This is a genomic window from Streptomyces sp. TLI_053, from assembly GCF_900105395.1.
GTDB lineage: Bacteria > Actinomycetota > Actinomycetes > Streptomycetales > Streptomycetaceae > Kitasatospora.
In genome coordinates this window covers 5941490-5962644 of record NZ_LT629775.1, presented here as the reverse complement: position 1 = coordinate 5962644, position 21155 = coordinate 5941490, and the positions used below count along the sequence as shown (strand labels likewise).

Sequence of the window (21155 nt, the reverse complement as noted above, 5' to 3'; positions counted from 1 at the left end):
GCCGTCATTCTCGCACCTCCGGCCCCGTTCCAGCAGCCCCTTTACGTGCGGCTGCCGAGACCGGCGAGCACCCGCAGGGCGAGCGCGTCCGCGTCCTCCTCGGCGCCCGCCGGGACGTCCGGGGCCAGCCCGGCGCCCTCCGGCGAGCGGCCGGCCGGGGTGTAGTAGCGGCCGACGGTGAGTTCCAGCACGGCGCCGTCGGCGAGCCGGCTGGGCTGCTGCACGGTGCCCTTGCCGAAGGTCCTGGCGCCGGCGACCACGGCCCGGCCGCGGTCCTGGAGGGCGCCGGTGAGCAGTTCGGCGGCGCTCATGGTGCCGCCGTCCACCAGCACCACCAGCGGGGTGCGCTGGTCGCCGCCGGGCGGGGCGGTGAGTTCGCGGGTGCCGCCGCGGTCCTGGTAGGAGCCGACCGGGCCGCCGTCCAGGAAGACCCCGGCGGTGCCGACGGCCTCCTCGACCAGTCCGCCGGAGTTGCCGCGCAGATCCAGCACCACCCCGGCGTGCGCGCCGCGCACGGCGGCGCGCACCTGCTCGGCCACGCCGGAGGTGAAGGCCCGGACGGCGATCCGCACCACGCCGCCGGCCAGGTGCTCGACGGTCACCTGCTGGCTGTCCAGCAGCGCCCGGCGCAGCCGGACCTCGCGGACCCCGCCCTCGCCCCGCCGCAGCTCCAGCACCACCTCCGAGCCCGCCTGCCGCTCGGCGCCCTCGCGCCCGCGCAGCCGGGCGACCACCTCGGTGACCGGCAGCCGGTCGGCCTCGTCCTCGCCGATCCGCAGCAGCCGGTCGCCGACCGCGATCCCGGCGGCGGCCGCCGGACCGGCGGGCAGCACCTGGGAGACGGTGGTGACGCCGTCCTCGCCCCGGCCGACCGACAGGCCCACGCCCAGGTAGCGGCCGTCCAGGCCCTGGCTGAACTCGGCGTACTCCTGGGCGCTGTAGTAGGCGCCCCAGCGGTCCCCGGTGGCGCCGATCAGATGCTCGGCCTGCTGCTGGGAGAGGTTGGCGCCGGCCGGGTCCTGGCCGGCCCCGAGGGGCGCGGCGACCGCCCGGGCGGTGTCCACCGACGGCGGACGGGCCGCCGCGCCCGGCTCGCCCCAGGCGCCGGTGGCGGCCCCGGCCAGCAGGACCGCGCCGAACACCAGGCCGAGAGTGGCCGCCTGACGGGTCGCACGGGGAGAGACGGACATGGCACCGGAGTCTAGGCGCAGCCCCGGAGCACGCGGGCCGCAACGGACTGCGGCGGAACGCGGGCGGCCCCGGACGGCGCAGTGCCGTCCGGGGCCGCCCGGTCGTCCGGAGCGTGGTCCGGTCAGACCTTCAGGTACTTGCGGAGGGTGAAGAAGGCCGCGATGCCGGCCATGCCCATACCCACCACGACCAGCAGCGGTATCACCGCGAGCACCGAGGAGAGGCCGATGAAGTGGATGAACTGCACCCGCTCGGCCAGCCAGCCCTGGACGAAGAAGTGCCCGCCGAGCAGCAGGCCGGAGGCCATCACCGCGCCCAGCAGCGCGGAGAACGCGGCCTCCGCGATGAACGGCATCTGCACGTAGAAGTTGGAGGCGCCGACCAGGCGCATGATGCCGGTCTCGCGCCGCCTGCTGAACGCCGACACCCGGACGGTGTTGACGATCAGCAGCAGGGCGACGAAGAGCATCAGCACCATGATCACGAAGGCCGCCGTCTGGAGACCGTTCAGCAGGCCGAAGAGGTTCTCCAGGATCTTCCGCTGGTCCTCGACCGACTTCACGCCGGGCTTTCCGGCGAAGGCGCTCTGGATGACGTCGTACTTGGTCGGGTCCTTCAGCTTGACCCGCCAGGACTGCGGGATGGCGTCCGGGCCGAGGACGGAGATGAGCGGGTTGTCCGGGTTCATCTCCTTCCAGTGCTTGTACGCCTCGGTGGAGTTCTCGAAGGTCGAGGACTGGACCACCGAGTCCATCTTGTCCAGCTGGGTCTTGATGTCGGCGATCTGCTGGTCGGTGGCCGCGCCCTTGTCGCACTGGGGCGAGTTCCGGGCATCGGCCTTGGTGCAGAAGTAGATGCTCACCTCGACCTTGTCGTACCAGTACCCCTTCATCGAGTTGACCTGGTCGCGGACCAGGAGGGAGGCACCGGCGAGGGCGAGGGAGAGCGCGACACTGACGACGACCGCGATGGTCATCGTCAGGTTGCGGCGGAGACCCACACCGATCTCCGACAGGACGAACTGCGCGCGCATGCGTTCAACAACTCCAGGGTCGGTACTGCTGGTCGGAGGAGGCGGGCGGACGGCCCACGGGTTCAGCGCCGAGCGGTCAGTGCTGGTACCCGTAGACGCCGCGGGCCTGGTCGCGGACCAGCAGCCCCTTGTCGAGCTCGATGACGCGCTTGCGCATCTGGTCGACGATGGCCTGGTCGTGGGTGGCCATCAGCACCGTGGTGCCGGTGCGGTTGATGCGGTCGAGCAGCTTCATGATGCCGACCGAGTTCTGCGGGTCGAGGTTGCCGGTGGGCTCGTCCGCGATCAGCAGCATCGGGCGGTTGACGAACGCCCGGGCGATCGCGACGCGCTGCTGCTCACCGCCGGAGAGCTCGCCGGGCATCCGGTCCTCCTTGCCGCCGAGGCCGACCAGGTCGAGCACCTCGGGCACCACCTTGCCGATGGCGCTCTTCGGCTTCCCGATGACCTCCAGCGCGAACGCGACGTTCTGCGCGACCGTCTTGTTCGGCAGCAGCCGGAAGTCCTGGAAGACGGTGCCCAGCTGGCGGCGCATGTGCGGCACCTTCCAGTTGGACAGCTTGCCCAGGTCCTTGCCCAGGACGTGCACCTCGCCGGTGCTGGGCCGCTCCTCGCGCAGGCACAGCCGCAGGAAGGTGGACTTCCCCGAGCCGGACGAGCCGACCAGGAAGACGAACTCACCCTTCTCGATCTCCAGCGAGACGTTGTCCAGGGCGGGACGGTTCTGCTTGGGATAGGTCTTGGAGACGTTGTCGAATCTGATCACGGCTGCATCACGGAGGCCATCCTAGGCGGCGCCAGTCCTCGGTCGGTCCGCCCCCCGGCATGCCCGGCCCGGGGCGGGCGAGGGGAGCGGAACGGCCGCTCCCGGCTTGGGACCATACGCGAAGGCCCGCCCGGCCCGCAGGTTCAGGGAGTGACAGCGGCAGAAAACTGGGGGAGAATGCCCGGTTATGCCCTGAAAATTGGGAGCCATCTCACAGCCCGGGGGCCGGAACGGCCGGAACCTGGCAGAGTGGAGGTTGCGGTCGGGCCCGACCGCTCCGCCGCACAGGGCACAACGAGGAACCAAGGCCCGCTCCGGTGCGTTGGCAGTAGCAGCGAGGAGGAGATCGCATGACCTGCGACCATCTGGTGTGCGCCAACTGCAACGGCCGCGTCAGCGAGGGCCGCTGCCCCGCCTGCCGGGCCACCCGGGCCAGGCTGCAGGAGCAGCAGGGTCCGTTCGCCGCGCTCTCCCCCGCGATGCTGCTGGCCGTCCTGGCCGGACTGCTCGCGGTGGTGCTGCTCGCGCGGCAGGCACTGGCCTGAGGAAGGTACCGGCGGTACCCCGAACCACCGGCGGACGTACACGGTGGACATGCACGAACGGGAAGGGTCCCGACCGGAGTTCCGGTCGGGACCCTTCCCGTTTCGGCCGCTGCCTGCGCCGAGCACCGCGCGTACCGACTACTGCGCGCGACTACTGCGCGGCGGTCTCGCGCTGCTTGCGCCAGCGGATGCCGGCCTCGATGAAGCCGTCGATGTCGCCGTCCAGCACGGCCTGCGGGTTGCCGGCCTCGAACGCGGTCCGGACGTCCTTGACCATCTGGTACGGGTGCAGCACGTAGGAGCGCATCTGGTTGCCCCAGGAGCTGCCGCTGTCCTTGAGCGCGTCCATCGCGGCGCGCTCCTCCTGGCGGCGCCGCTCCAGCAGCTTGGCCTGGAGGACGTTCATCGCGGACGCCTTGTTCTGGATCTGCGAGCGCTCGTTCTGGCAGGAGACCACCACACCGGTCGGGATGTGCGTGATGCGCACCGCCGAGTCGGTGGTGTTGACGCCCTGGCCACCGGGGCCGGAGGCACGGTAGACGTCGATGCGCAGCTCCGACTCGTCGATGTCGACGTGGTCGGACTGCTCGACGACCGGGAGCACCTCGACACCGGCGAACGAGGTCTGCCGGCGGCCCTGGTTGTCGAAGGGCGAGATGCGGACCAGGCGGTGGGTGCCCTGCTCGACCGAGAGGGTGCCGTAGGCGTACGGGGCCTTCACGGTGAAGGTCGCGGACTTGATGCCGGCCTCCTCCGCGTACGAGGTGTCGTAGACCTCGGTCGGGTACCCGTGCCGCTCGGCCCAGCGCAGGTACATGCGCATCAGCTGCTCGGCGAAGTCGGCGGCGTCCACGCCACCGGCCTCGGCGCGGATGTTGATCAGCGCCTCGCGGGCGTCGTACTCGCCCGACAGGAGGGTGCGGACCTCGAGCTCCTCCACCGCCTTGGCGACGGCGGCCAGCTCGACCTCGGCCTCGGCGCGGGTGTCCGCGTCGTCCTCGGCCTCGGCCAGCTCGAACAGGACGCCCAGGTCGTCGATGCGGCCGCGGAGGCCCTCGACCCGGCGCAGTTCGCCCTGGAGGAAGGAGAGCCTGCTGGTCACCTTCTGCGCGTTCGCGACGTCGTCCCACAGGGTGGGGGCGGCTGCCTCCTCCTCCAGGACCGCGATGTCGGCCCGGATCTTGTCCAGGTCGAGGACGGCCTCGATCGACCCCATGGTCGTATCGAGGTTCTTGAGCTCTTCGGAAGGATCGACGGCTGCCACGCCCCCAGGGTAATGGTTCCCGGGGTGCACATGACGACCCCGGGGGTCCCCGAGGCCCGGAGTGCGCCGTCGGGGCGGCCGCCCGGGGCGCGGACGGCGCCGGTCAGGGAGCCCGCGGAGCCGTCGCGGAGGTGGCCGGGCGCGGGCCGGGACCGGCGTCCGGCACGGTCGCGGCGAAGGCGGTCCAGGCCGCCGCGGCCCCGGCCAGCAGCAGGATCGTGGCCAGCAGCACGGCCAGCATCCGGCGGCGGCGCAGCAGCGCCTGGCGGTCGCGGCGGTGGGCGCTGCCCGGGGCGGTCCGCTGGGCCCGCGACTCGGCCGCGTACGAGGCCAGCTCGTGCGCGGAGGGGCGGCGCAGGCTGGTGTGGGTGTCCCGGGTGGAGTCCGGGGCGGCGCCCGGCACCAGCGGGACGGCCGGGCCGCGGCGGCGCTTGTGGGCGCCGGGGGCGGCGTCCACCTCGGCGTAGACCGCCTCGCCCGGGGTCAGCTGCTCCTCGGCCGGGGCCCGGCCCTGCTGCGGGACTGCCAGCACCGGCAGTCCGGCCAGGGCGGGCAGCTGCTCGCGCAGCCGGGCCGCCAGCTCGGCGGCGCGCAGCCGCGAGGCCGGGGCCTTGGCCAGGCACTCGGCGATGATCCGCCACAGGCCGTCGGGCAGGCCGGGGATCGGCGGCACCTGTTCGGTGACGTGCCGGCGCAGCACCGCCCCGGTGTGGCCGCCGCCGAACGGGGTGAAGCCGGCCAGCAGCTCGTAGAGCACGGTGGCGAGGGCGTAGATGTCGACGGCGGCGCGCGGCTCCAGGCCCTCGATGATCTCGGGGGCGAGGTAGTCGGGGGTGCCGATGATCCTGGTCGCCCGGGTGCGGCGGGGGGCGTCGACCAGCCGGGCCACCCCGAAGTCGGTCAGCTTGGCCCGCGGGGCGCCGCCGGGGCCCGGAGCGGCGGCCAGGTCGAGCAGGACGTTCTCCGGCTTGACGTCGCGGTGCACGATTCCGGCCGCGTGGGCGGCGGCCAGGCCGTCGGCGACGTCCGCGATGATCGAGGCGGCGGCCTGCGGGGGCAGCGCGCCGTCGCGCTCCAGCCGGGAGCGGAGGTCGGTGCCCTGGACGAGTTCCATCACCAGGGCGAGGTCGCTGCCGTCCACCACCATGTCGCGCACGCCGACCACCCGGGGGTGGTCGAGGCTGGTCAGCGCGGCCCGTTCCTGGACGAAGCGCCCGACCAGCACCTGGTCGGCGGCCAGGTCCTCGCGGAGCAGCTTGACCGCGACCGGACCGTCCGGGCCCTCGCCGAGCCAGACCGTCCCGGCCGAGCCCCGGCCGATCACCTGGTGGACGGTGTAGCGGCTGCCGATCTTGCGTGCCAATGCTGCTCCGTGGGCGGCGGGAGCGCCCCGGGAGGGTCCGGTGCACTCGGTGGGGCGGGACAACAGCGACCAACCTACGCGCCCGGACACCCTCCGCGGGCCGCCTGAGGCCGCTCGGCGGGCGGGAAGAGGCAAGAATTCCCGGGAAGTGTCGACAAAACGTCAATTCCACCGGCCGGAGGCGGCGCCGGGCCCCGGCACCGCCCCTCCCTCAGCGCGCGGCCGTCATTTCTTCGAGTTGAAGACGTCGCCCACCCAGTCCTTCGCCGTGGTGAACCAGTCCTGGACGTTGGCCCAGTACTCGGGGAGCGGGGTGAAGTTCCACAGCGCCACCGCGGCCACCGCCAGCACCAGCAGCACCATCAGGCAGCCCTTGAGACAGCCCAGGCCCGGGATGTACATCCGGTTGCGGCTGCGTGGGCGCGGCTCGCGGCGCGGCGTCTCCCGGGGCGCCTCGCGCGGCGGCTCGGCCCGGCGCTGCGGGGGCTCGCGGTGCTGCGGCGCGGGCGGCTCGGCCCGGCGCGGCGGAGCGGCGGGGGCGGCGGCCTCCCGGCGCGCGGCCGACCGGGACGGCGCGGGGGCCTGCGGCGGCTGCTGCCCGTACGGCTGGCCCTGGCCCTGCTGCGGCTGGTTGTAGCCGCCGGGCGGCTGCGGACGCCCACCACCGCCGGGCGGCTGCCCGCCCGGGCCGCCGCGGTACGGCGGCGGGGCGACCGGCGGGCGCTGGGCGTAGCCGGGCGGGGCCTGGTGGTGGCCGCCGCCCTGCGGCTGCTGGCCGGGCTGCGGGTAGCCCGGCTGGTAGCCCTGCGGGGGCCGGTACCCCGGCTGCTGCTGGTGCTGCTGCGGGTAGCCCTGGTGGCCCTGCTGCTGGTGGCCCTGCCCGGCCTGGTAGGGCGCCGGGGCCACCGGCGGGGCCTCGAAGTCCTCCGGCTCGAAGTAGCCGATCTCGGTCTGCTGGTTGCGGTCCCGGGCGGCCCGCAGCTGGGACTGCCACGGGTGCGGCGCGTCGGCCTGCGGCGGCCCGGCCGGGGGCGGCGGCACCGCGGCGGGCGGCATCACCCGGGTCGCGGCCGCGGGGTCGTACGGTGGCGGCTGGGTACCCATCACCCGGGTGGCCGCCGCCGGGTCGTACCCCTGGCCGGGCTGGGCGGGGGCGCCCTGGCCCGCCGGGAGCACCTGGGTGCGGTCCTCGGCGTCGAACGGCAGGCCGGCCGCGCCCGGACCGCCCAGCGGGCCCTGGCCCGCGCCGTCCGCGCTGCCGGGCACGACGGTCGGCCGCGGATCGGGCACCAGCAGCGCGCCCACGGCCAGCGCCGCGTCCACCGCCGCCGGGGAGGCGTGCACGCCCACCCCCGCCGCGACCACCCGCAGCGCGCGCGAGAGCGAGACCGCGCCGGGCCGCTGCGCCGGGTCCTTGCGCAGGCAGCGCTCGATCACCGTCCAGAGCGGCTCGGGCATGGTGGACGGCCGCTGCGGCTCCTGGGCGAGGTGCGCCTGGAGGATCGCCAGCGGGTTGTCGCCCTGGAACGGCTGGCGCCCGGTGACCAGCTCGTACAGCATGATCCCGGCGCCGTAGACGTCCACCGCGGAGGTCTGCGGACGGCCCTCGGCCGACTCCGGCGCCACATAGGCGGGAGTGCCGACGAACTCGTGGCTGCGGGTGATGCCCGGGGAGTCGGCGAGCCGGGCGATGCCGAAGTCGGTCAGCATCGGGTGCATCTGCTCGGTGCCCTCGACGACCGCGGTGGCGAGCAGCACGTTGGCCGGCTTGAGGTCGCGGTGGACGATGCCGTCGTCGTGGCTGGCGGCCAGCGCGTCGGCGACCTGGGCCATCAGCAGGGCGCCCGCGATCGGGCTGAACGGACCGTTCTCGCGCAGGTAGCGGGACAGGTCGGGGCCGTCGACGAGGTCCATCACCAGGGCCAGCAGCTCGCCCTCGACGACCAGGTCGCGGACCTTGACGATGTTCGGGTGGGTGAGCCGCAGCAGCAGCGAGCGCTCGCGCAGGAACCGCATCACCACATCGGGGTCGGCGGCGAGCTCCTCGCGCAGGATCTTGATCGCCACCTGCTGCCCGGGCGCGGTACCGGGGACTTCGACGTCGGCGCGCACCTGACCGCGCCAGACGGTGCCGGTGGCCCCTCGTCCGAGGGTCTCCTCCAGCAGATACTTGCTCCCGACTGGCCGCACCTGTCGCACTCCTCGCCGTGCCGCCCGCGCGGGCGGCTCCTCCGCCGGTGCGGTGAGCCTGCCGGGCCCGTGTTTCCGGCCACTCTAACGGGGCCCGTTCACGTTTTTGGGTCGACCGGCAGGGCGTTCGCCCGGGTTGGGGGACATCCCCTACGGGAAGACCCGCAGGGCCCGCCGGCGGTTCCACCGGGGCCGCCGGGCCTGCCTTCCCGGGCACCGGTTGACCTGACTCTCCGTCGCCCCCGAACATGGCGATGATCGCAAGATCGTCAAATCCGGTACCGTGCGCGGACTGTCCGTGACGGATGGCAGGATGACACTCGCCACTCTTGTGGCCCAACCGGTGTCGCGGCCACCCCCGCTCCCCCGCGGCGGCCCCGCGCAGCGGCACAACGGCGTCACACCAGCAGAAGGGACCGCGGGCGAGATGCAGATCCGGCTGACCGTCCTCCGACCGCGCAGCGGCCCGGCAGTCGCCGGCACCGCCATCCCGTACGTGGACGTGCTGGTCACCGCACCCGTGGGCACCGCGCTCGGCTCCCTCGCCGGGGCGCTCGCGGGCGCCGTCGGCGTGCGCGGACCGCGGGCCGCCACCCATGTGCACCTCTACGCCGGGGCGCGCCGGGTGGACGAGCACACCCTGCTCGGCCATCCCCCGCTGCTCGACGGCGCCGTCCTCTCCCTCAACGAGCCGGACCCGACCGCCGACGACCCGGACGACACCCCCGCCGCCGCCGAACTCCGCGTCGTCGGCGGCCCCGACGCCGGCGGCGTGCACCGGCTGCACGGCCGGGAGATCCGGGTCGGCCGCTCCGGCGAGGCCGACGTCCCGGTCGACGACCCCGACGTCTCGCGGCTGCACCTCGCGCTGCACCTCGCCGAGGACGGCACGGTCACCGTCCGCGACCTCGGCTCCACCAACGGCACCACCGTGGACGGGCGGATCGTTCCGCCGGGTGCGCCGGAGGAGGCCGTCCCGCTCGACGGCACCGGCCTGCTGCGACTCGGCGAGACCACCCTGCGGGTGACCGTGCCCGACCCCCGGGACGGCTCCGGGCCGTCGGCCCGCGCCGCACTCCCCGACGGCCACGGCCACCTCCAGCTCGCCGCCCCCGCCCCGGCCCGGACCGCCCCGCCGGTCACCGAGCCGCCCAGCGCGCCCGAACCGCCCACCGGGCGCGGCCGCGGCCTGCTCTCGCTCCGGCTCGGCCGCTCCACCGCCGAACCGCCCGAGGAGAGCGCCGAGCGCCACCACGCCGCCGTCCGCACCCGGCAGGCCGCCGCCCAGCGCGAGCGCTGGCCCGACCTCGCCACCCTCCTGCTCAACGCGGTCGGCCGCGGGCCCCGGCTCTGGGAGCGCGGCCCCGGCCACCCCGACGCGCTCACCCTGCGGCTCGGCACCGCCGACCGGCCCGGCGGCCCCGGCACCGCGCCCGGCACCGTGCTCCCCGCCGTCCCGGTCACACTCGACCTGCAGACCGCCGGCAGCCTCGGCCTCAGCGGCCCGCGCGAGCGGCTGGACGCGCTGACCCGCGCCGTCGTCGCCCAGCTCGCCGCCCTGCACCCGCCGACCGGACTCAGCCTGGTCGTGGTCGACGCCGACCCGGCGCGCACCCCGCAGGACCGCGTCGACACCTGGGCCTGGGCCCTGTGGCTGCCCCACCTGCGCCCCGCCGAGGGCCAGGACTGCCGACTGCTGCTCGGCCTCGACGACGAGCAGGCCGCCGCCCGGCTCACCGAGCTCACCACCCGGCTCAGCGGCCCGGTCGGCCTCGGCGGCCACCCCGCCACCGTGGTCGTGGTCGACGGCCGCCCGGCCACCGAGGCCGCCCGGCAGGCCCTCGACCTGCTGCTGCGCCAGGGCCCGGCGGTCGGCATCTTCCCCGTCTGCCTCGCCGAGCAGCCGGAACTGCTGCCCCGAGGCCTCGGCGCCACCGCGCTGATCACCGGCGAGGTCGGCACCCAGCTGTCGCTCGACCGCCCGGGCCCGGTCGCCCGCGGCCGCGAGACCCTGCACGAGATCTCCCTGGACGCCGTCTCCGACGCCTGGGCCGAGCGCCTCGCCCGGGTCCTCGCCCCGCTGCGCGAGGCCACCCCGGCCAACCGGGGGCCGCTGCCGGACGCGCTGCGGCTGCTCGACCTGCTCCAGCTGGACACCGTCACCCCGGCCAAGCTCTCCGCCCGCTGGGACGCCCACGCCGGCGGCATCGGCGCCGCCACCGCCCTGCTCGGCACCACCCGGGACGAGCTGTGCGTGCTCGACCTCGCGGACCCCGAACTCACCCTCCCCTCCCCCGACCCGGGCGGCCCGCACCTGCTGATCGGCGGCGCGCGCGGCTCCGGCAAGACCGAGCTGCTGCGCACCCTGATCGCCTCGCTCGCCGTCTCCGAGCGGCCCGAACGCCTCGCCGTCAGCATCGTCGAGGGCCGGGCCGCCGAGGACGGACTCGCCGGCTGCACCGAACTCCCGCACGTCACCGGCCTGGTGAACGCCGGTACCGACCCGCGCGCCGCGCTGCTCGCCGCCGAGGCGCTGGAGGACGAGCTCGCGCTGCGGGAGCGGCTGTTCGACGGCCTGGACTTCGCCTCCTGGCACGCGGCCCGCATCCTCGACGGTGAGCCGGTCCCGGTCCCCGCCACCGTGGGCGCGCCCTCGGCGGCGAGCACCGCGCGCATCATCCAGCCGCGCAGCCCCGAGGCCGTGGTGGCTCCCGCGGCCGCCGCCGGGCCCTGCCCACCCCGGCTGGTCGTCGTCGTCGACGACTACGACGCCCTGCTCGCCCCGACGTCCCCGGCCGGTCGCCCGCTCGCCCGGGCCCTGGCCGCCGTCGCCCGCCGCGGCGGGCCGCTCGGCGTGCACCTCGCGGTGACCACCGGGCGCCCGGAGGAGACCACCGGCACCGAGGTCGACGACGCCGCCCTGCTGCGGATCGCGCTGCGGACGGACGACCCGGCCGACTCCGACCTGCTGATCCACCTCGGCGACGCGGCGGCCCTGCCGGACTCGACCCCGGGCCGCGGCTACCTGCGCCTGCCGGACGGCGGCGTCACCGCCTTCCAGACCGCCCGCATCAGCGGCCGGATCCCCCGGACGGCGACCCTGCGCCCCACCGTCGTCGCCATAGACCCGCTCACCCTCGGCGCCCCACCCGCCCGCCGCCCCGTCCGCGAGCTGGGCAACGGCCCCACCGACCTCGCCCTCCTCGCCAGCGCCCTCCAACGCGCGGCGGCCCGCTGAACCGTCGGACTCGGTGATGGAGGACGGTCGGGAGACGGACTCCACGCGTACGGACACCGGCGGGCCCGCGCCCTCGGACGCGGGCCCGCCGGAGCGGAACAGTCGGTCGTGGCACTACTCGACGACGGGTTGGCGGTCGCCGTGATCAGAAACCTCCACCTGCGTGAGCGCCTGCTCCCTGCGGATCTCCGCGAGACGGTAGGTACGGACTTCGGCGTCGAGCTTCGCTCGGTGCGCGGCGACCCGCGCTTCATCGGTCACGACCTCGGACCGAACCTCTCTCCAGGCCCTGGCCACCTGCTTCTCGCCTCCCTCGAGTTCTTCGAGGTGCTCGTCGAACCGAGCTGCTACCGGGCACCGGGCGGCGACTTCCGCACGCAACGAGACTTCCCGTGCCAAGGACCGATTGTGCTCCTGAAGCTATATTCGTTGCCGCAGGAGCCCGAAACGGCCGTGGGGCCCGCTTGCACCGGGCCCCACGGCTTCGTTCCGTGCTGTGATCAGGCGTTGTTCTGCTTCGGCTCGTCGCCCGGCTTGTCGGTGATCGAGCGGCCCAGGACCGCCGTGTGGCCGACCACCGTGCCCGCCTTGCCGAAGTCGCCGTCGGCGACGACGACCTCGCGCTCACCGAGGAACTCGTGGGTCTTCGGCTCGAAGATCCACTCGGTCCGGAGACCGCTCTCCTCGTGCGCCACGGCCACGCCGTGGCGGCCCGAGGCGTCCACCGAGTCCGCGGCCGCGGTGACACCGGGGATCTTCGCCGCCGCCCGGTAGAGGGCGGCGCTGACGGCCGGCGGGGCGATCTGCTCGCGCAGCAGGTCCCCGATGGTCGCGAACGCCTGCTGGTCAGGGGTGCGGCCCTGGCCCTTGGTCTCGGCGTAGATCTTCTTCAGCAGCGCGTCCGGGTCGGTCGGCAGAGCCGCCAGGTACTTGTAGGTGGGCGCGCTGATGGTCGGCTTCTTGGTCGGGTCGAGCCACAGCCCGCCGTCGGGACGCGGCGCGGGGCGCTTGTCCCCCTCCTTGGCGGCGGCCTCGCCGGCCTTGCCGGTCTTGCCCTCCTCCTTCAGGACGCCCCACTGGCTGCCGTCCACCGACAGCCAGATCTGGCGGCGGTGCGGCGCGTCGACCTTCGCCTCGCCGGTGGCCAGGTTGTAGCCCGCGAAGGACACCAGGCTGTCCACGTAGACGAACTGGTTCTTGCCGGGCTTCGGGTCGGGCTTGCCGGCCGCGGTGTCGGCGGCCTGGGTCAGCAGCTCGACGGCGGCGACCGGGGCGGCGTTCAGCGTGGTGCCGCCGCTCTCGGCCGGCTGCCCGCCCCGGACCTGCTGCCCGCTCTGCTGCTGGGCGAGCGGGGCCTTGGAGGCCGCGCCGTCACTGCCGCCCGGCAGGACCATCGCCAGGGCCAGACCGCCCGCCAGGGCCGGAATCGCCACCCAGCCGAGCTTGCCCCGCCGGACCCGCGCGGGCTTGGTGTCCCGGATCTCACTCATCAGATGTCCCCTCAACAGCCGGTGGCGGTCGGAGGAGAGTTCGGGCCGGGCCGGCGGCGGCAACAGCCGGGCCAGCTCGGCACGCTCGTGCTCGTTCATCGGTTCGTCTCCCGTGTCGACCGGGCCGCATCGGTGCGGCCAACCCGTACCTGTCCGGGCTCGGAGCGGAGTTCCCGCCCTTTTCTCAGTTCTTCCTCGGCGAGCGCCCGGAGCTTGGTGCGGGCGCGCGAGAGCCGCGAACGCACCGTTCCGACCGGCACCCCGAGCGCCTCGGCGGCACTCGCGTAGTCGAGCCCGGCCCATACGCACAGGCCGAACACCTCCCGCTCCGCCTTCCGCAGGCGCTCCAGCGCCCGCCGCGCGGCGACCAGCTGGGCACTGTCGTCGAGCCGCCCGACGAGCTCGTCGGCGAAGTCCGGCACCACGTCCCTGGCCGGCAGCCGCTCCATCGCGGCCCGGTGCCGCCGGGCCGCCCGGGCGGTGTTCCGCAGCACGTTGGCGGCGACCCCGAACAGCCAGGGGCGGACCGGCTCGTCGCTCTCGCGCAGCTTGTGGCGCAGCCGCCACGCCTCCAGGAAGGTCAGCTGGACGATGTCCTCCGCGACCGCCCAGTCCCCCGAGACCCGCACCGCGTACCGGTACAGGTCGTCCGCCGCCTCGTCGAACAGCTCCCCGAACGCCCATTGGTCCCCGTTCCGTATCCGTCCCCGCTGTGACAGCTCCACACCTCCACCTGTCCGCGGCGTCGAAGCGGTTCCGACGTGGTTCCGACGGGTCTCGGGAACGGCTCAGGAGCAGCAGGTGTCGCGGTCGGCCGGGGCGAGGCCGGTCACCCGCTCGGCGTCGACGGTGAACTCGTACCGCCGCCCCCGCTCGATCCGGCCGGTCCCGGCCCACAGCGTGTACTTGCCGTCCTTGCCGAGCCGGAGCCCCTGGGCCTCGATCAATCCCCTCGTTCGGGGGTCACCGTATCGAACACGGGTGCACACGAAGCGGCGGGCCCGCGTCCACCAGGGACGCGGGCCCGCCGTCGAACCGCTACCGCCTCGTCAGCGCATCGAACCCGTGCGGAGCAGGGTCCGGATGACACGCATCGCGACGGAGAGGCTGGACAGCTCGTAGTTGTCCGAACCCCTTATGTCGTCGAGGGTGCTCTTGGCGCGGTTCAGCAGGGTCGCGTTGAGCTCCGCCCAGGCGGTGTACCGCTCCTCCGGGCTGGCGCCCTCGGGGCCGCAGGCCAGGATGTCGGCGGTCAGCGCCGCGTGGGCCGCGAAGAGGTCCTCGCGGATGGCGGCGCGGGCCATGGACGACCAGCGGTCGGTGCGGGGCAGCTCGATGATGCGGTCGAGCAGGTGGGTGATCTGCAGCCGGTCGGCGAGGTCGTAGTAGAGCTCCGCGACCTGGGCGACGTCCTTGCCGGACCGGTCCGCGACCTCGGTGATGTCCAGGGTCGGGAAGGTCGAGGACAGGCCCGCGATCCGGGTGGCGAGCTCCTCCGGCACACCGGCGCCGGCGAGCTCCCCGTAGACGTGCTCGAACCAGGCCAGGTCCTCGCCGCGCAGCGGCTTGGGCAGCGAGCCCCACACCTGGTTGACCCGGTCGTGGAAGAACTCGATGGTGCCGGCGATGTCCAGCGGCTGGCGCCGGTTGTTGAGCATCCACCGGGTGGCGCGCTCGACCAGACGGCGCGAGTGCAGCCGCATCTTGGTCTGGGCCCGGGCGGGGACCCGGTTGTCCAGGCCCTCGATCTCGGACCAGATCTCCTCGAGGCCGAAGACGGCCCGGGCGGCGGTGTGGGTGCGGGCGACCTCTTCGTAGGTCGCGCCGGTCTCCTCCTTCAGGCGGAAGGCGAAGGTGCAGCCACCGCGGTTGATCGTGTCGTTGACGATCAGCGTGGTGATGATCTCGCGGCGCAGCGGGTGCCGGTCGATCTGCTCGGCGAACCGGACCCGCAGGGCGCTGGGGAAGTACTCGTGCAGCGCGGTGCGGAAGAACGGGTCGTCGGGCAGGTCGGTGGCGAGCAGCTCGTCGGCCAGGGTGATCTTGGTGTACGCGAGCAGCACCGACATCTCGGGCTGGGACAGGCCCCGGCCGTTCTGCTGGCGCTCGCGGATCTGCCGCTCGGTGGGCAGGAACTCCAGGCCCCGGTCGAGCTGGCCGGCCGACTCCAGGCGGTTGATCATCCGGGAGTGGACGTTGACCATGCTGTGCGCCTGGGCGACCGCGTTGGCCAGCACCACGTTCTGCGCGTAGTTGTTGCGCAGCACGAGGTGGCCGACCTCGTCGGTCATCTCGGCGAGCAGGGTGTTGCGCTGCTTGACCGTCATGTCGCCGTCGGCGACCACCTGGTTGAGCAGGATCTTGATGTTGACCTCGTGGTCCGAGGTGTCCACACCGGCCGAGTTGTCGATGGCGTCGGTGTTGATCCAGCCGCCGGTGTTCTCCGGGCCGCCGGAGGCCGCGTACTCGATGCGGCCGAGCTGGGTGCAGCCGAGGTTGCCGCCCTCGCCGACGACGCGGGCGCGGACCTGCTCGCCGTTGACGCGGATGGCGTCGTTGGCCTTGTCCCCGACCTCGGCGTTGGTCTCGGTGGAGGCCTTGACGTAGGTGCCGATGCCGCCGTTCCAGAACAGGTCGACCGGCGCCTGCAGCACGGCCTTCATCAGCTCGGCGGGGGTGAGCCGGGTGTCGGAGACGCCCAGTGCGGCCCGGACCTGCGCGGTGAGCTGGATCGACTTGGCGCTGCGCGGGAAGATCCCGCCGCCGGCCGAGATCAGCGACCTGTCGTAGTCGTCCCAGGAGCTGCGGGGCAGCTCGAACAGGCGGCGGCGCTCGGCGTACGAGGCGGCCGCCTCCGGGTTCGGGTCCAGGAAGATGTGGCGGTGGTCGAAGGCGGCGACCAGGCGGATGTGCTCGCTGAGCAGCATGCCGTTGCCGAAGACGTCGCCGGACATGTCGCCGATGCCGACGACGGTGAAGTCCTCGGACTGGGTGTCGACGCCGAGCTCGCGGAAGTTGCGCTTGACGGACTCCCAGGCACCGCGGGCGGTGATGCCCATGCCCTTGTGGTCGTAGCCGGCCGAGCCGCCGGAGGCGAACGCGTCGCCCAGCCAGAAGCCGTAGGACTCGGCGACACCGTTGGCGATGTCGGAGAAGGTCGCGGTGCCCTTGTCCGCGGCGACGACCAGGTAGGTGTCGTCCTCGTCGTGGCGGACCACGTCGGCCGGGTGGACGACCTCGCCGCCGACCAGGTTGTCGGTGATGTCCAGCAGCGCAGAGATGAAGGTCTTGTAGGACGAGATGCCCTCGGCCAGCCAGGCGTCACGGTCCACCGACGGGTCCGGCAGCTGCTTGGCGACGAAGCCGCCCTTGGCGCCGACCGGCACGATGACGGTGTTCTTGACCATCTGCGCCTTGACCAGGCCGAGGATCTCGGTGCGGAAGTCCTCGCGCCGGTCGGACCAGCGCAGACCGCCGCGGGCGACCTTGCCGAAGCGCAGGTGCACACCCTCGACCTGCGGCGAGTAGACCCAGATCTCGAACGCCGGGCGCGGGGCCGGCAGGTCCGGGATCGCCTTCGGGTCGAACTTCATCGACACGTAGGAGTGCCAGGCGCCGGTGCCGTCGTGCTGGAAGAAGTTGGTCCGCAGGGTGGCCTTGATGAGGTGCAGGAAGGAGCGCAGGATGCGGTCCTCGTCCAGCGAGACGACCTCGTCCAGCGCGCCGTCCAGCTCCTCCAGGATGCCCTCGGTCAGCTCGAGCGCGCCCTGCTGGTGGCTGGGGCTCAGCCGGGCCTCGAAGAGGTTGACCAGCAGCCGGGTGGTGTGGGTGTTGTTGCGGAGCGCGTCCTCCATGTAGTCCTGGGAGAACGTGGAGCCCGCCTGGCGCAGGTACTTGGCGTACGCGCGCAGCATCATCGCCTGGCGCCAGGTCAGCCCGGCGGTCAGGACCAGCTCGTTGAAGCCGTCGTTCTCGGCCAGGCCGGTCCAGGTGGCCGCGAAGGTCTCCTGGAAGCGGTCGCGGGCCTCGTCGGTCAGCTCGACGGCCTCGCGCAGCCGCAGGCCGAAGTCGTACACCCAGGCGGTGGTGTGGTCGGAGCGGGTCAGCGCGTACGGGTGCTCGTCGAGCACCTCGACGCCCAGCCGCTGGAGGACCGGCAGCACCTCGGTGAGCGAGATCGGGCCGCCCACCCGGTAGATCTTGAAGCGGCGCTCGTCGTCGCCGGCGCCGACCGGCTGGTAGAGGTTCAGCCGGAAGTCGCCCTCGCCGTGCAGCGACTCGATCTGCTTGAGGTCCGCGACCGCGGTGCGCGCGGTGAAGTCGGCGCGGTAGCCGTCGGGGAAGGCGTTGGCGTACTTGCGGGAGAGCTCGGCCGCCTTCTCCTCGCCCAGCTCGACGTGCAGCTGGTCGTTGAACCCGTCCATCCAGAACCGGGCGGCCTCGGCCAGCTTGGCCTCGATCCGCTCGATCTCGGCGTCCGTGAGGTGCGGGAGTTCGCTGCCGGGGGTGACCCGGACGACGAAGTGCAGCCGGGTCAGCACCGACTCGGTCGACCAGACCGTGTAGTCGATCGAGGCGCCGTTGAGCTCCTGCATCAGGATGTCCATGAGGCGCAGCCGGATGCGGGTGGTGTAGCGGTCGCGCGGCAGGTAGACCAGCGCGGAGAAGTAGCGCCCGTACTCGTCCTGGCGCAGGAACAGCCGCAGCCGGCGGCGCTCCTGGAGGTAGAGCACGCTGGTGGCGATCTGCAGCAGCTCGTCGGCCGGGGTCTGGAAGATCTCGTCCCGGGGGAAGGTCTCCAGGATCTGGAGCAGGTCGCGGCCGTCGTGGCTCTCGGTGGAGAAGCCGGAGTCGACGATGACGTCCTGGACCTTGCGGCGGACGACCGGGATGCGGTTGACCGACTCGGTGTAGGCGGCGGCCGAGAACAGGCCGAGGAAGCGGCGCTCGCCGATGACCTCGCCGTTGGCGTCGAACTTCTTCACGCCGACGTAGTCGAGGTAGGACGGGCGGTGCACGGTCGCCCGGCTGTTGGCCTTGGTGAGGACGAGCAGCTTCTTCTCGTGGGCCTTGGCGCGGACCGGCGCGGACAGCCGGCCGAAGGCCTCGCTGACGGCGTGGTGCTGGTCGTCGTGGCCGATCGGGTCGGAGCGCAGGATGCCGAGGCCGGTCCCGGCGACGGCCTTGAGGACCTCCTCGCCCTCGTGCTCGACCAGGTCGTACTCGCGGTAGCCGAGGAAGGTGAAGTGGTCGTCGGCGAGCCAGCGCATGAGCTCCCAGGCCTCGCCGACCTCCTGCTCGGGCAGGCCGGCCGGGGGCTGCTCGGCGAGCTCGTCGGCCAGACGCAGCGCGGAGTCGCGCATCTTGGTCCAGTCCTCGACGACCTCGCGGACGTCGCCGAGCACCCGGCGCAGGCCGGTCTCGATCTCGCGCAGGTCGTCGCGGTCGGTCTCGCGGTCGACCTCGATGTGCATCCACGACTCGACGGTCGCGTCGGCCGGCCACTCGGTGCCGGCGGCCTGGCTGCGGGCGCAGGCGTCGACGTCGAGGATCTCCAGCAGCTTGCCGGTGATGTCGCGGCGCACGACCAGCTGGGGGTGGATGACGATGTGGATCGCGCGGTCCTGGCGGGACAGCTCGTTGGTCACCGAGTCGACCAGGAACGGCATGTCGTCGGTGACGACCTCGACCACGGTGTGGCCGCAGGACCAGCCGTTCTCCTCGACCGAGGGGGTGTGCACCCGCACCTCGGCGGTGCCCTGGGGGCGCTTGAGGCCCAGGCGGTAGTGCGAGGCGGCCGCGCCGTAGACGTCGACCGGGTCGCGGTCGACCAGGTCCTCGGGCGCCGTGTGGAGGTAGTAGTGGTGCAGGTACGCGGACAGAGCGCCGTTGCTCAGTCCCTCCCCCGGCGCCGCTCCCCCCACCTGGCTGTTCTCAGCGGCTGCTGCTGCCTTCCTGAGCAGTTCGGCCTTGGCTGCGTCCAGCTTGGTCTGCATGACTTCTTGGCTCCTGTCGCGCGCCGTTGCGTGACTCGGTGGTGGTCTCGGTGTCCACCGCCGGGGTCTTCCGCAATCCTGCCGCACCATCCAGCTGAAAAGGCCCCATGGCGCGCATGGAACACCTCTGCAGCGGGTAGGACGCAACGTTCGGCCTGCGGAGCCACCCGACGACGCCAGCCAGCCTAACGGGATCAATCGAAGGTGTCAGGGGACAAGCAGGCGCAAACCTGCAGGAAGATCGGGCCGTCCTGGACAGCTTGTCCAATCAGCCTGCCGGTTTGCGCCGAAAGCCGGAACTTCGTGCGGAGCACGTGTGCGGACCGTCGGCATTCAGCCCATGTGCGGGTGAACGTGGGTGGTCGGCGGCACGAACGTCTCCTTGATCGACCTCGCCGAGGTCCAGCGCAGCAGGTTCTGCGGCGCGCCCGCCTTGTCGTTGGTGCCGGAGGCCCGGCCGCCGCCGAAGGGCTGCTGGCCGACCACGGCACCGGTGGGCTTGTCGTTGATGCAGAAGTTCCCGGCCGCGAACCGCAGCGCCTCCAGGGCCTGCGCGATCGCGTAGCGGTCCTGGGCCACCACCGCGCCGGTCAGCCCGTACGGGGCACCCCCGTCGACCCGGCCGAGCACGTCCTCCCAGCGGGAGTCCTCGTAGACGTGGACGGCCAGGATCGGACCGAAGTACTCGGTGCGGAACATCTCGTTGCGGTGGTCCGAGGAGACCAGCACGGTCGGGCGGACGAACCAGCCGATCGCGTCGTCGTACTGGCCGCCGGCCACCAGCTCCACCGTCGGATCGGCCTTGGCCCGCTCGATCGCGTCCCGGTTCCGCTCGAACGCGCGCCGGTCGATCAGCGCGCCCATGAAGTTCGACAGGTCGGTGACGTCGCCGACGGCCAGCGCGTCCACCTCGGCGAGCAGGTCGTCCTTGATCCGCTGCCAGATGCTGCGCGGCAGGTACGCGCGGGAGAGCGCCGAGCACTTCTGGCCCTGGTACTCGAAGGCGCCCCGGATCAGCGCCGCCTTGAGGATCTCCGGATCGGCCGAGCGGTGCGCCAGCAGGAAGTCCTTGCCGCCGGTCTCGCCGACGATCCGCGGGTACGTCCGGTAGCCGCCGATGTTGGCACCGATGGTCTGCCAGAGCGACTGGAAGGTCGCGGTGGAACCCGTGAAGTGCAGCCCGGCCAGCGCCGGGTCCGCCAGCGCCACCGCGGACAGCTGCTGCCCGTCGCCGGTGACCAGGTTGATCACCCCCGGCGGCAGCCCGGCCGCCTCCAGCAGCCGCATCAGGTGGTGGGCGGCCAGCGTCTGGGTCGGCGCCGGCTTCCACACCACGGTGTTGCCCATCAGCGCCGGCGCGGTCGGCAGGTTCCCGGCGATCGCGGTGAAGTTGAACGGGGTGACCGCGTAGACGAAACCCTCCAGCGGGCGGTGGTCGACGCGGTTCCACACCCCGGGCGAGGAGACCGGCTGCTCGGCCAGGATCCGCCGGGCGAAGTGCACGTTGTAGCGCCAGAAGTCGATCAGCTCGCAGGCCGAGTCGATCTCCGCCTGCTGGGCCGTCTTGGACTGGCCGAGCATGGTCGCCGCGTTGAGCGTCTCCCGCCACGGCCCGGCCAGCAGGTCGGCGGCGCGCAGGAAGACCGCCGCCCGGTCGTCGAAGGACAGCCCGCGCCAATCGCGCCCGGCGGCCAGCGCGGCGTCCACGGCGGCCCTGGCGTCCTCCCGGGTGGCGTTGCCCAGCACACCCAGCTTCGCCGCGTGGTGGTGCGGCTGGACGACGTCGATCCGCTCGCCGCCGCCGAACCTCTGCTCGCCGCCGACGGTCATCGGCAGCGGGACCGGTTCGGCCGCCAGTTCGTCCAGCCGGCGCACCAGCCGCTCCCGTTCCGGGCTTCCGGGCGCGTAGCCGAGCACCGGCTCGTTGCCCGGGACCGGGACGTCGGTGACTGCGTCGATGGGCATGGGCGGGCTCCGCTCCTGGTGGGGCGGCCGGCCCGTTCCGACGACGGGCCCGGCACCCGTCCAGCCTGACCAGCCCGGGGGCGCCGCGCCCGCCCGGACACGCCAACGGTGGAG

General features: G+C 73.3%; 14 protein-coding genes. 2 read left to right on the top strand and 12 right to left on the bottom strand.

Annotation, left to right across the window (positions count from 1 at the left end; genetic code table 11):
* Window positions 1–41: 41 nt before the first annotated feature.
* From BLU95_RS24555 to ftsE, 3 genes are all read right to left on the bottom strand, one after another.
* A complete protein-coding gene (locus BLU95_RS24555) occupies window positions 42–1190 on the bottom strand; it encodes a S41 family peptidase (RefSeq protein WP_093861903.1) in 1149 nt (382 codons plus the stop codon).
* Between the two features lie 122 nt (window positions 1191–1312).
* Window positions 1313–2224, bottom strand: a complete 912-nt coding sequence (gene ftsX / locus BLU95_RS24550) for a permease-like cell division protein FtsX (RefSeq protein WP_093861902.1) — start codon at window positions 2222–2224, stop codon at window positions 1313–1315.
* Window positions 2225–2300: 76 nt separating this feature from the next.
* Window positions 2301–2990, bottom strand: coding sequence for a cell division ATP-binding protein FtsE (ftsE, locus tag BLU95_RS24545; protein ID WP_030394280.1), 690 nt, complete (start codon window positions 2988–2990; stop codon window positions 2301–2303).
* Window positions 2991–3340: 350 nt separating this feature from the next.
* On the opposite strand from ftsE, the gene BLU95_RS24540 reads away from it, so the two are divergent.
* The gene (locus tag BLU95_RS24540) at window positions 3341–3535 is read left to right on the top strand and encodes a hypothetical protein (protein ID WP_045938705.1); all 195 of its coding nucleotides are present in this window, start codon (window positions 3341–3343) and stop codon (window positions 3533–3535) included.
* Between the two features lie 151 nt (window positions 3536–3686).
* On the opposite strand, the gene prfB is transcribed toward BLU95_RS24540, so the two are convergent.
* The 3 genes from prfB to BLU95_RS24525 all read right to left on the bottom strand — a co-directional run bounded on the left by prfB (window position 3687) and on the right by BLU95_RS24525 (window position 8352).
* A complete protein-coding gene (gene prfB, locus BLU95_RS24535) occupies window positions 3687–4799 on the bottom strand; it encodes a peptide chain release factor 2 (protein WP_093861901.1) in 1113 nt (370 codons plus the stop codon).
* A gap of 103 nt (window positions 4800–4902) precedes the next feature.
* The gene (locus BLU95_RS24530) at window positions 4903–6162 is read right to left on the bottom strand and encodes a serine/threonine-protein kinase (protein ID WP_093861900.1); all 1260 of its coding nucleotides are present in this window, start codon (window positions 6160–6162) and stop codon (window positions 4903–4905) included.
* Window positions 6163–6387: 225 nt separating this feature from the next.
* Entirely contained in the window at window positions 6388–8352 is a 1965-nt protein-coding gene (locus BLU95_RS24525) for a serine/threonine-protein kinase (protein WP_093861899.1), read from the bottom strand.
* Between the two features lie 427 nt (window positions 8353–8779).
* Between BLU95_RS24525 and BLU95_RS24520 the strand changes: the two genes are divergently transcribed.
* On the top strand, window positions 8780–11590 hold the full coding sequence (locus BLU95_RS24520; RefSeq protein ID WP_093861898.1) for an FtsK/SpoIIIE domain-containing protein: 2811 nt from the start codon (window positions 8780–8782) through the stop codon (window positions 11588–11590).
* Between the two features lie 114 nt (window positions 11591–11704).
* On the opposite strand, the gene BLU95_RS44320 is transcribed toward BLU95_RS24520, so the two are convergent.
* The 6 genes from BLU95_RS44320 to pruA all read right to left on the bottom strand — a co-directional run bounded on the left by BLU95_RS44320 (window position 11705) and on the right by pruA (window position 21035).
* Complete coding sequence (locus tag BLU95_RS44320) at window positions 11705–11989, bottom strand: hypothetical protein (RefSeq protein ID WP_231977760.1); 285 nt, start codon at window positions 11987–11989, stop codon at window positions 11705–11707.
* A gap of 101 nt (window positions 11990–12090) precedes the next feature.
* Window positions 12091–13179 (bottom strand): CU044_5270 family protein, encoded by a 1089-nt coding sequence (locus BLU95_RS24510; RefSeq protein ID WP_093861897.1) that lies wholly within the window; start codon window positions 13177–13179, stop codon window positions 12091–12093.
* Window positions 13176–13805 carry an RNA polymerase sigma factor gene (locus BLU95_RS24505; protein ID WP_231977759.1) on the bottom strand — a complete coding sequence of 210 codons (630 nt, stop codon included), beginning with the start codon at window positions 13803–13805 and terminating at the stop codon, window positions 13176–13178. Before BLU95_RS24505 ends, BLU95_RS24510 begins: the two co-directional genes overlap by 4 nt.
* Window positions 13806–13868: 63 nt before the next feature.
* Window positions 13869–14027: a hypothetical protein gene (locus BLU95_RS42440; RefSeq protein WP_159424984.1), complete on the bottom strand. Its 159-nt coding sequence runs from the start codon at window positions 14025–14027 to the stop codon at window positions 13869–13871.
* A gap of 102 nt (window positions 14028–14129) precedes the next feature.
* Complete coding sequence (locus BLU95_RS24500; RefSeq protein WP_093861896.1) at window positions 14130–19076, bottom strand: NAD-glutamate dehydrogenase; 4947 nt, start codon at window positions 19074–19076, stop codon at window positions 14130–14132.
* Window positions 19077–19409: 333 nt separating this feature from the next.
* Window positions 19410–21035 carry an L-glutamate gamma-semialdehyde dehydrogenase gene (gene pruA / locus BLU95_RS24495; RefSeq protein WP_093865098.1) on the bottom strand — a complete coding sequence of 542 codons (1626 nt, stop codon included), beginning with the start codon at window positions 21033–21035 and terminating at the stop codon, window positions 19410–19412.
* Between the last annotated feature and the right edge of the window lie 120 nt (window positions 21036–21155).

What these genes read in the sequence shown, in the direction of transcription:
- BLU95_RS24555 (WP_093861903.1), bottom strand. Translation starts at nt 1,190, where the DNA reads ATGTCCGTCTCTCCCCGTGCGACCCGTCAGGCGGCCACTCTCGGCCTG.
- ftsX (WP_093861902.1), bottom strand. Translation starts at nt 2,224, where the DNA reads ATGCGCGCGCAGTTCGTCCTGTCGGAGATCGGTGTGGGTCTCCGCCGC.
- BLU95_RS24540 (WP_045938705.1), top strand. Translation starts at nt 3,341, where the DNA reads ATGACCTGCGACCATCTGGTGTGCGCCAACTGCAACGGCCGCGTCAGC.
- BLU95_RS24520 (WP_093861898.1), top strand. Translation starts at nt 8,780, where the DNA reads ATGCAGATCCGGCTGACCGTCCTCCGACCGCGCAGCGGCCCGGCAGTC.
- BLU95_RS24510 (WP_093861897.1), bottom strand. Translation starts at nt 13,179, where the DNA reads ATGAACGAGCACGAGCGTGCCGAGCTGGCCCGGCTGTTGCCGCCGCCG.
- BLU95_RS24500 (WP_093861896.1), bottom strand. Translation starts at nt 19,076, where the DNA reads ATGCAGACCAAGCTGGACGCAGCCAAGGCCGAACTGCTCAGGAAGGCA.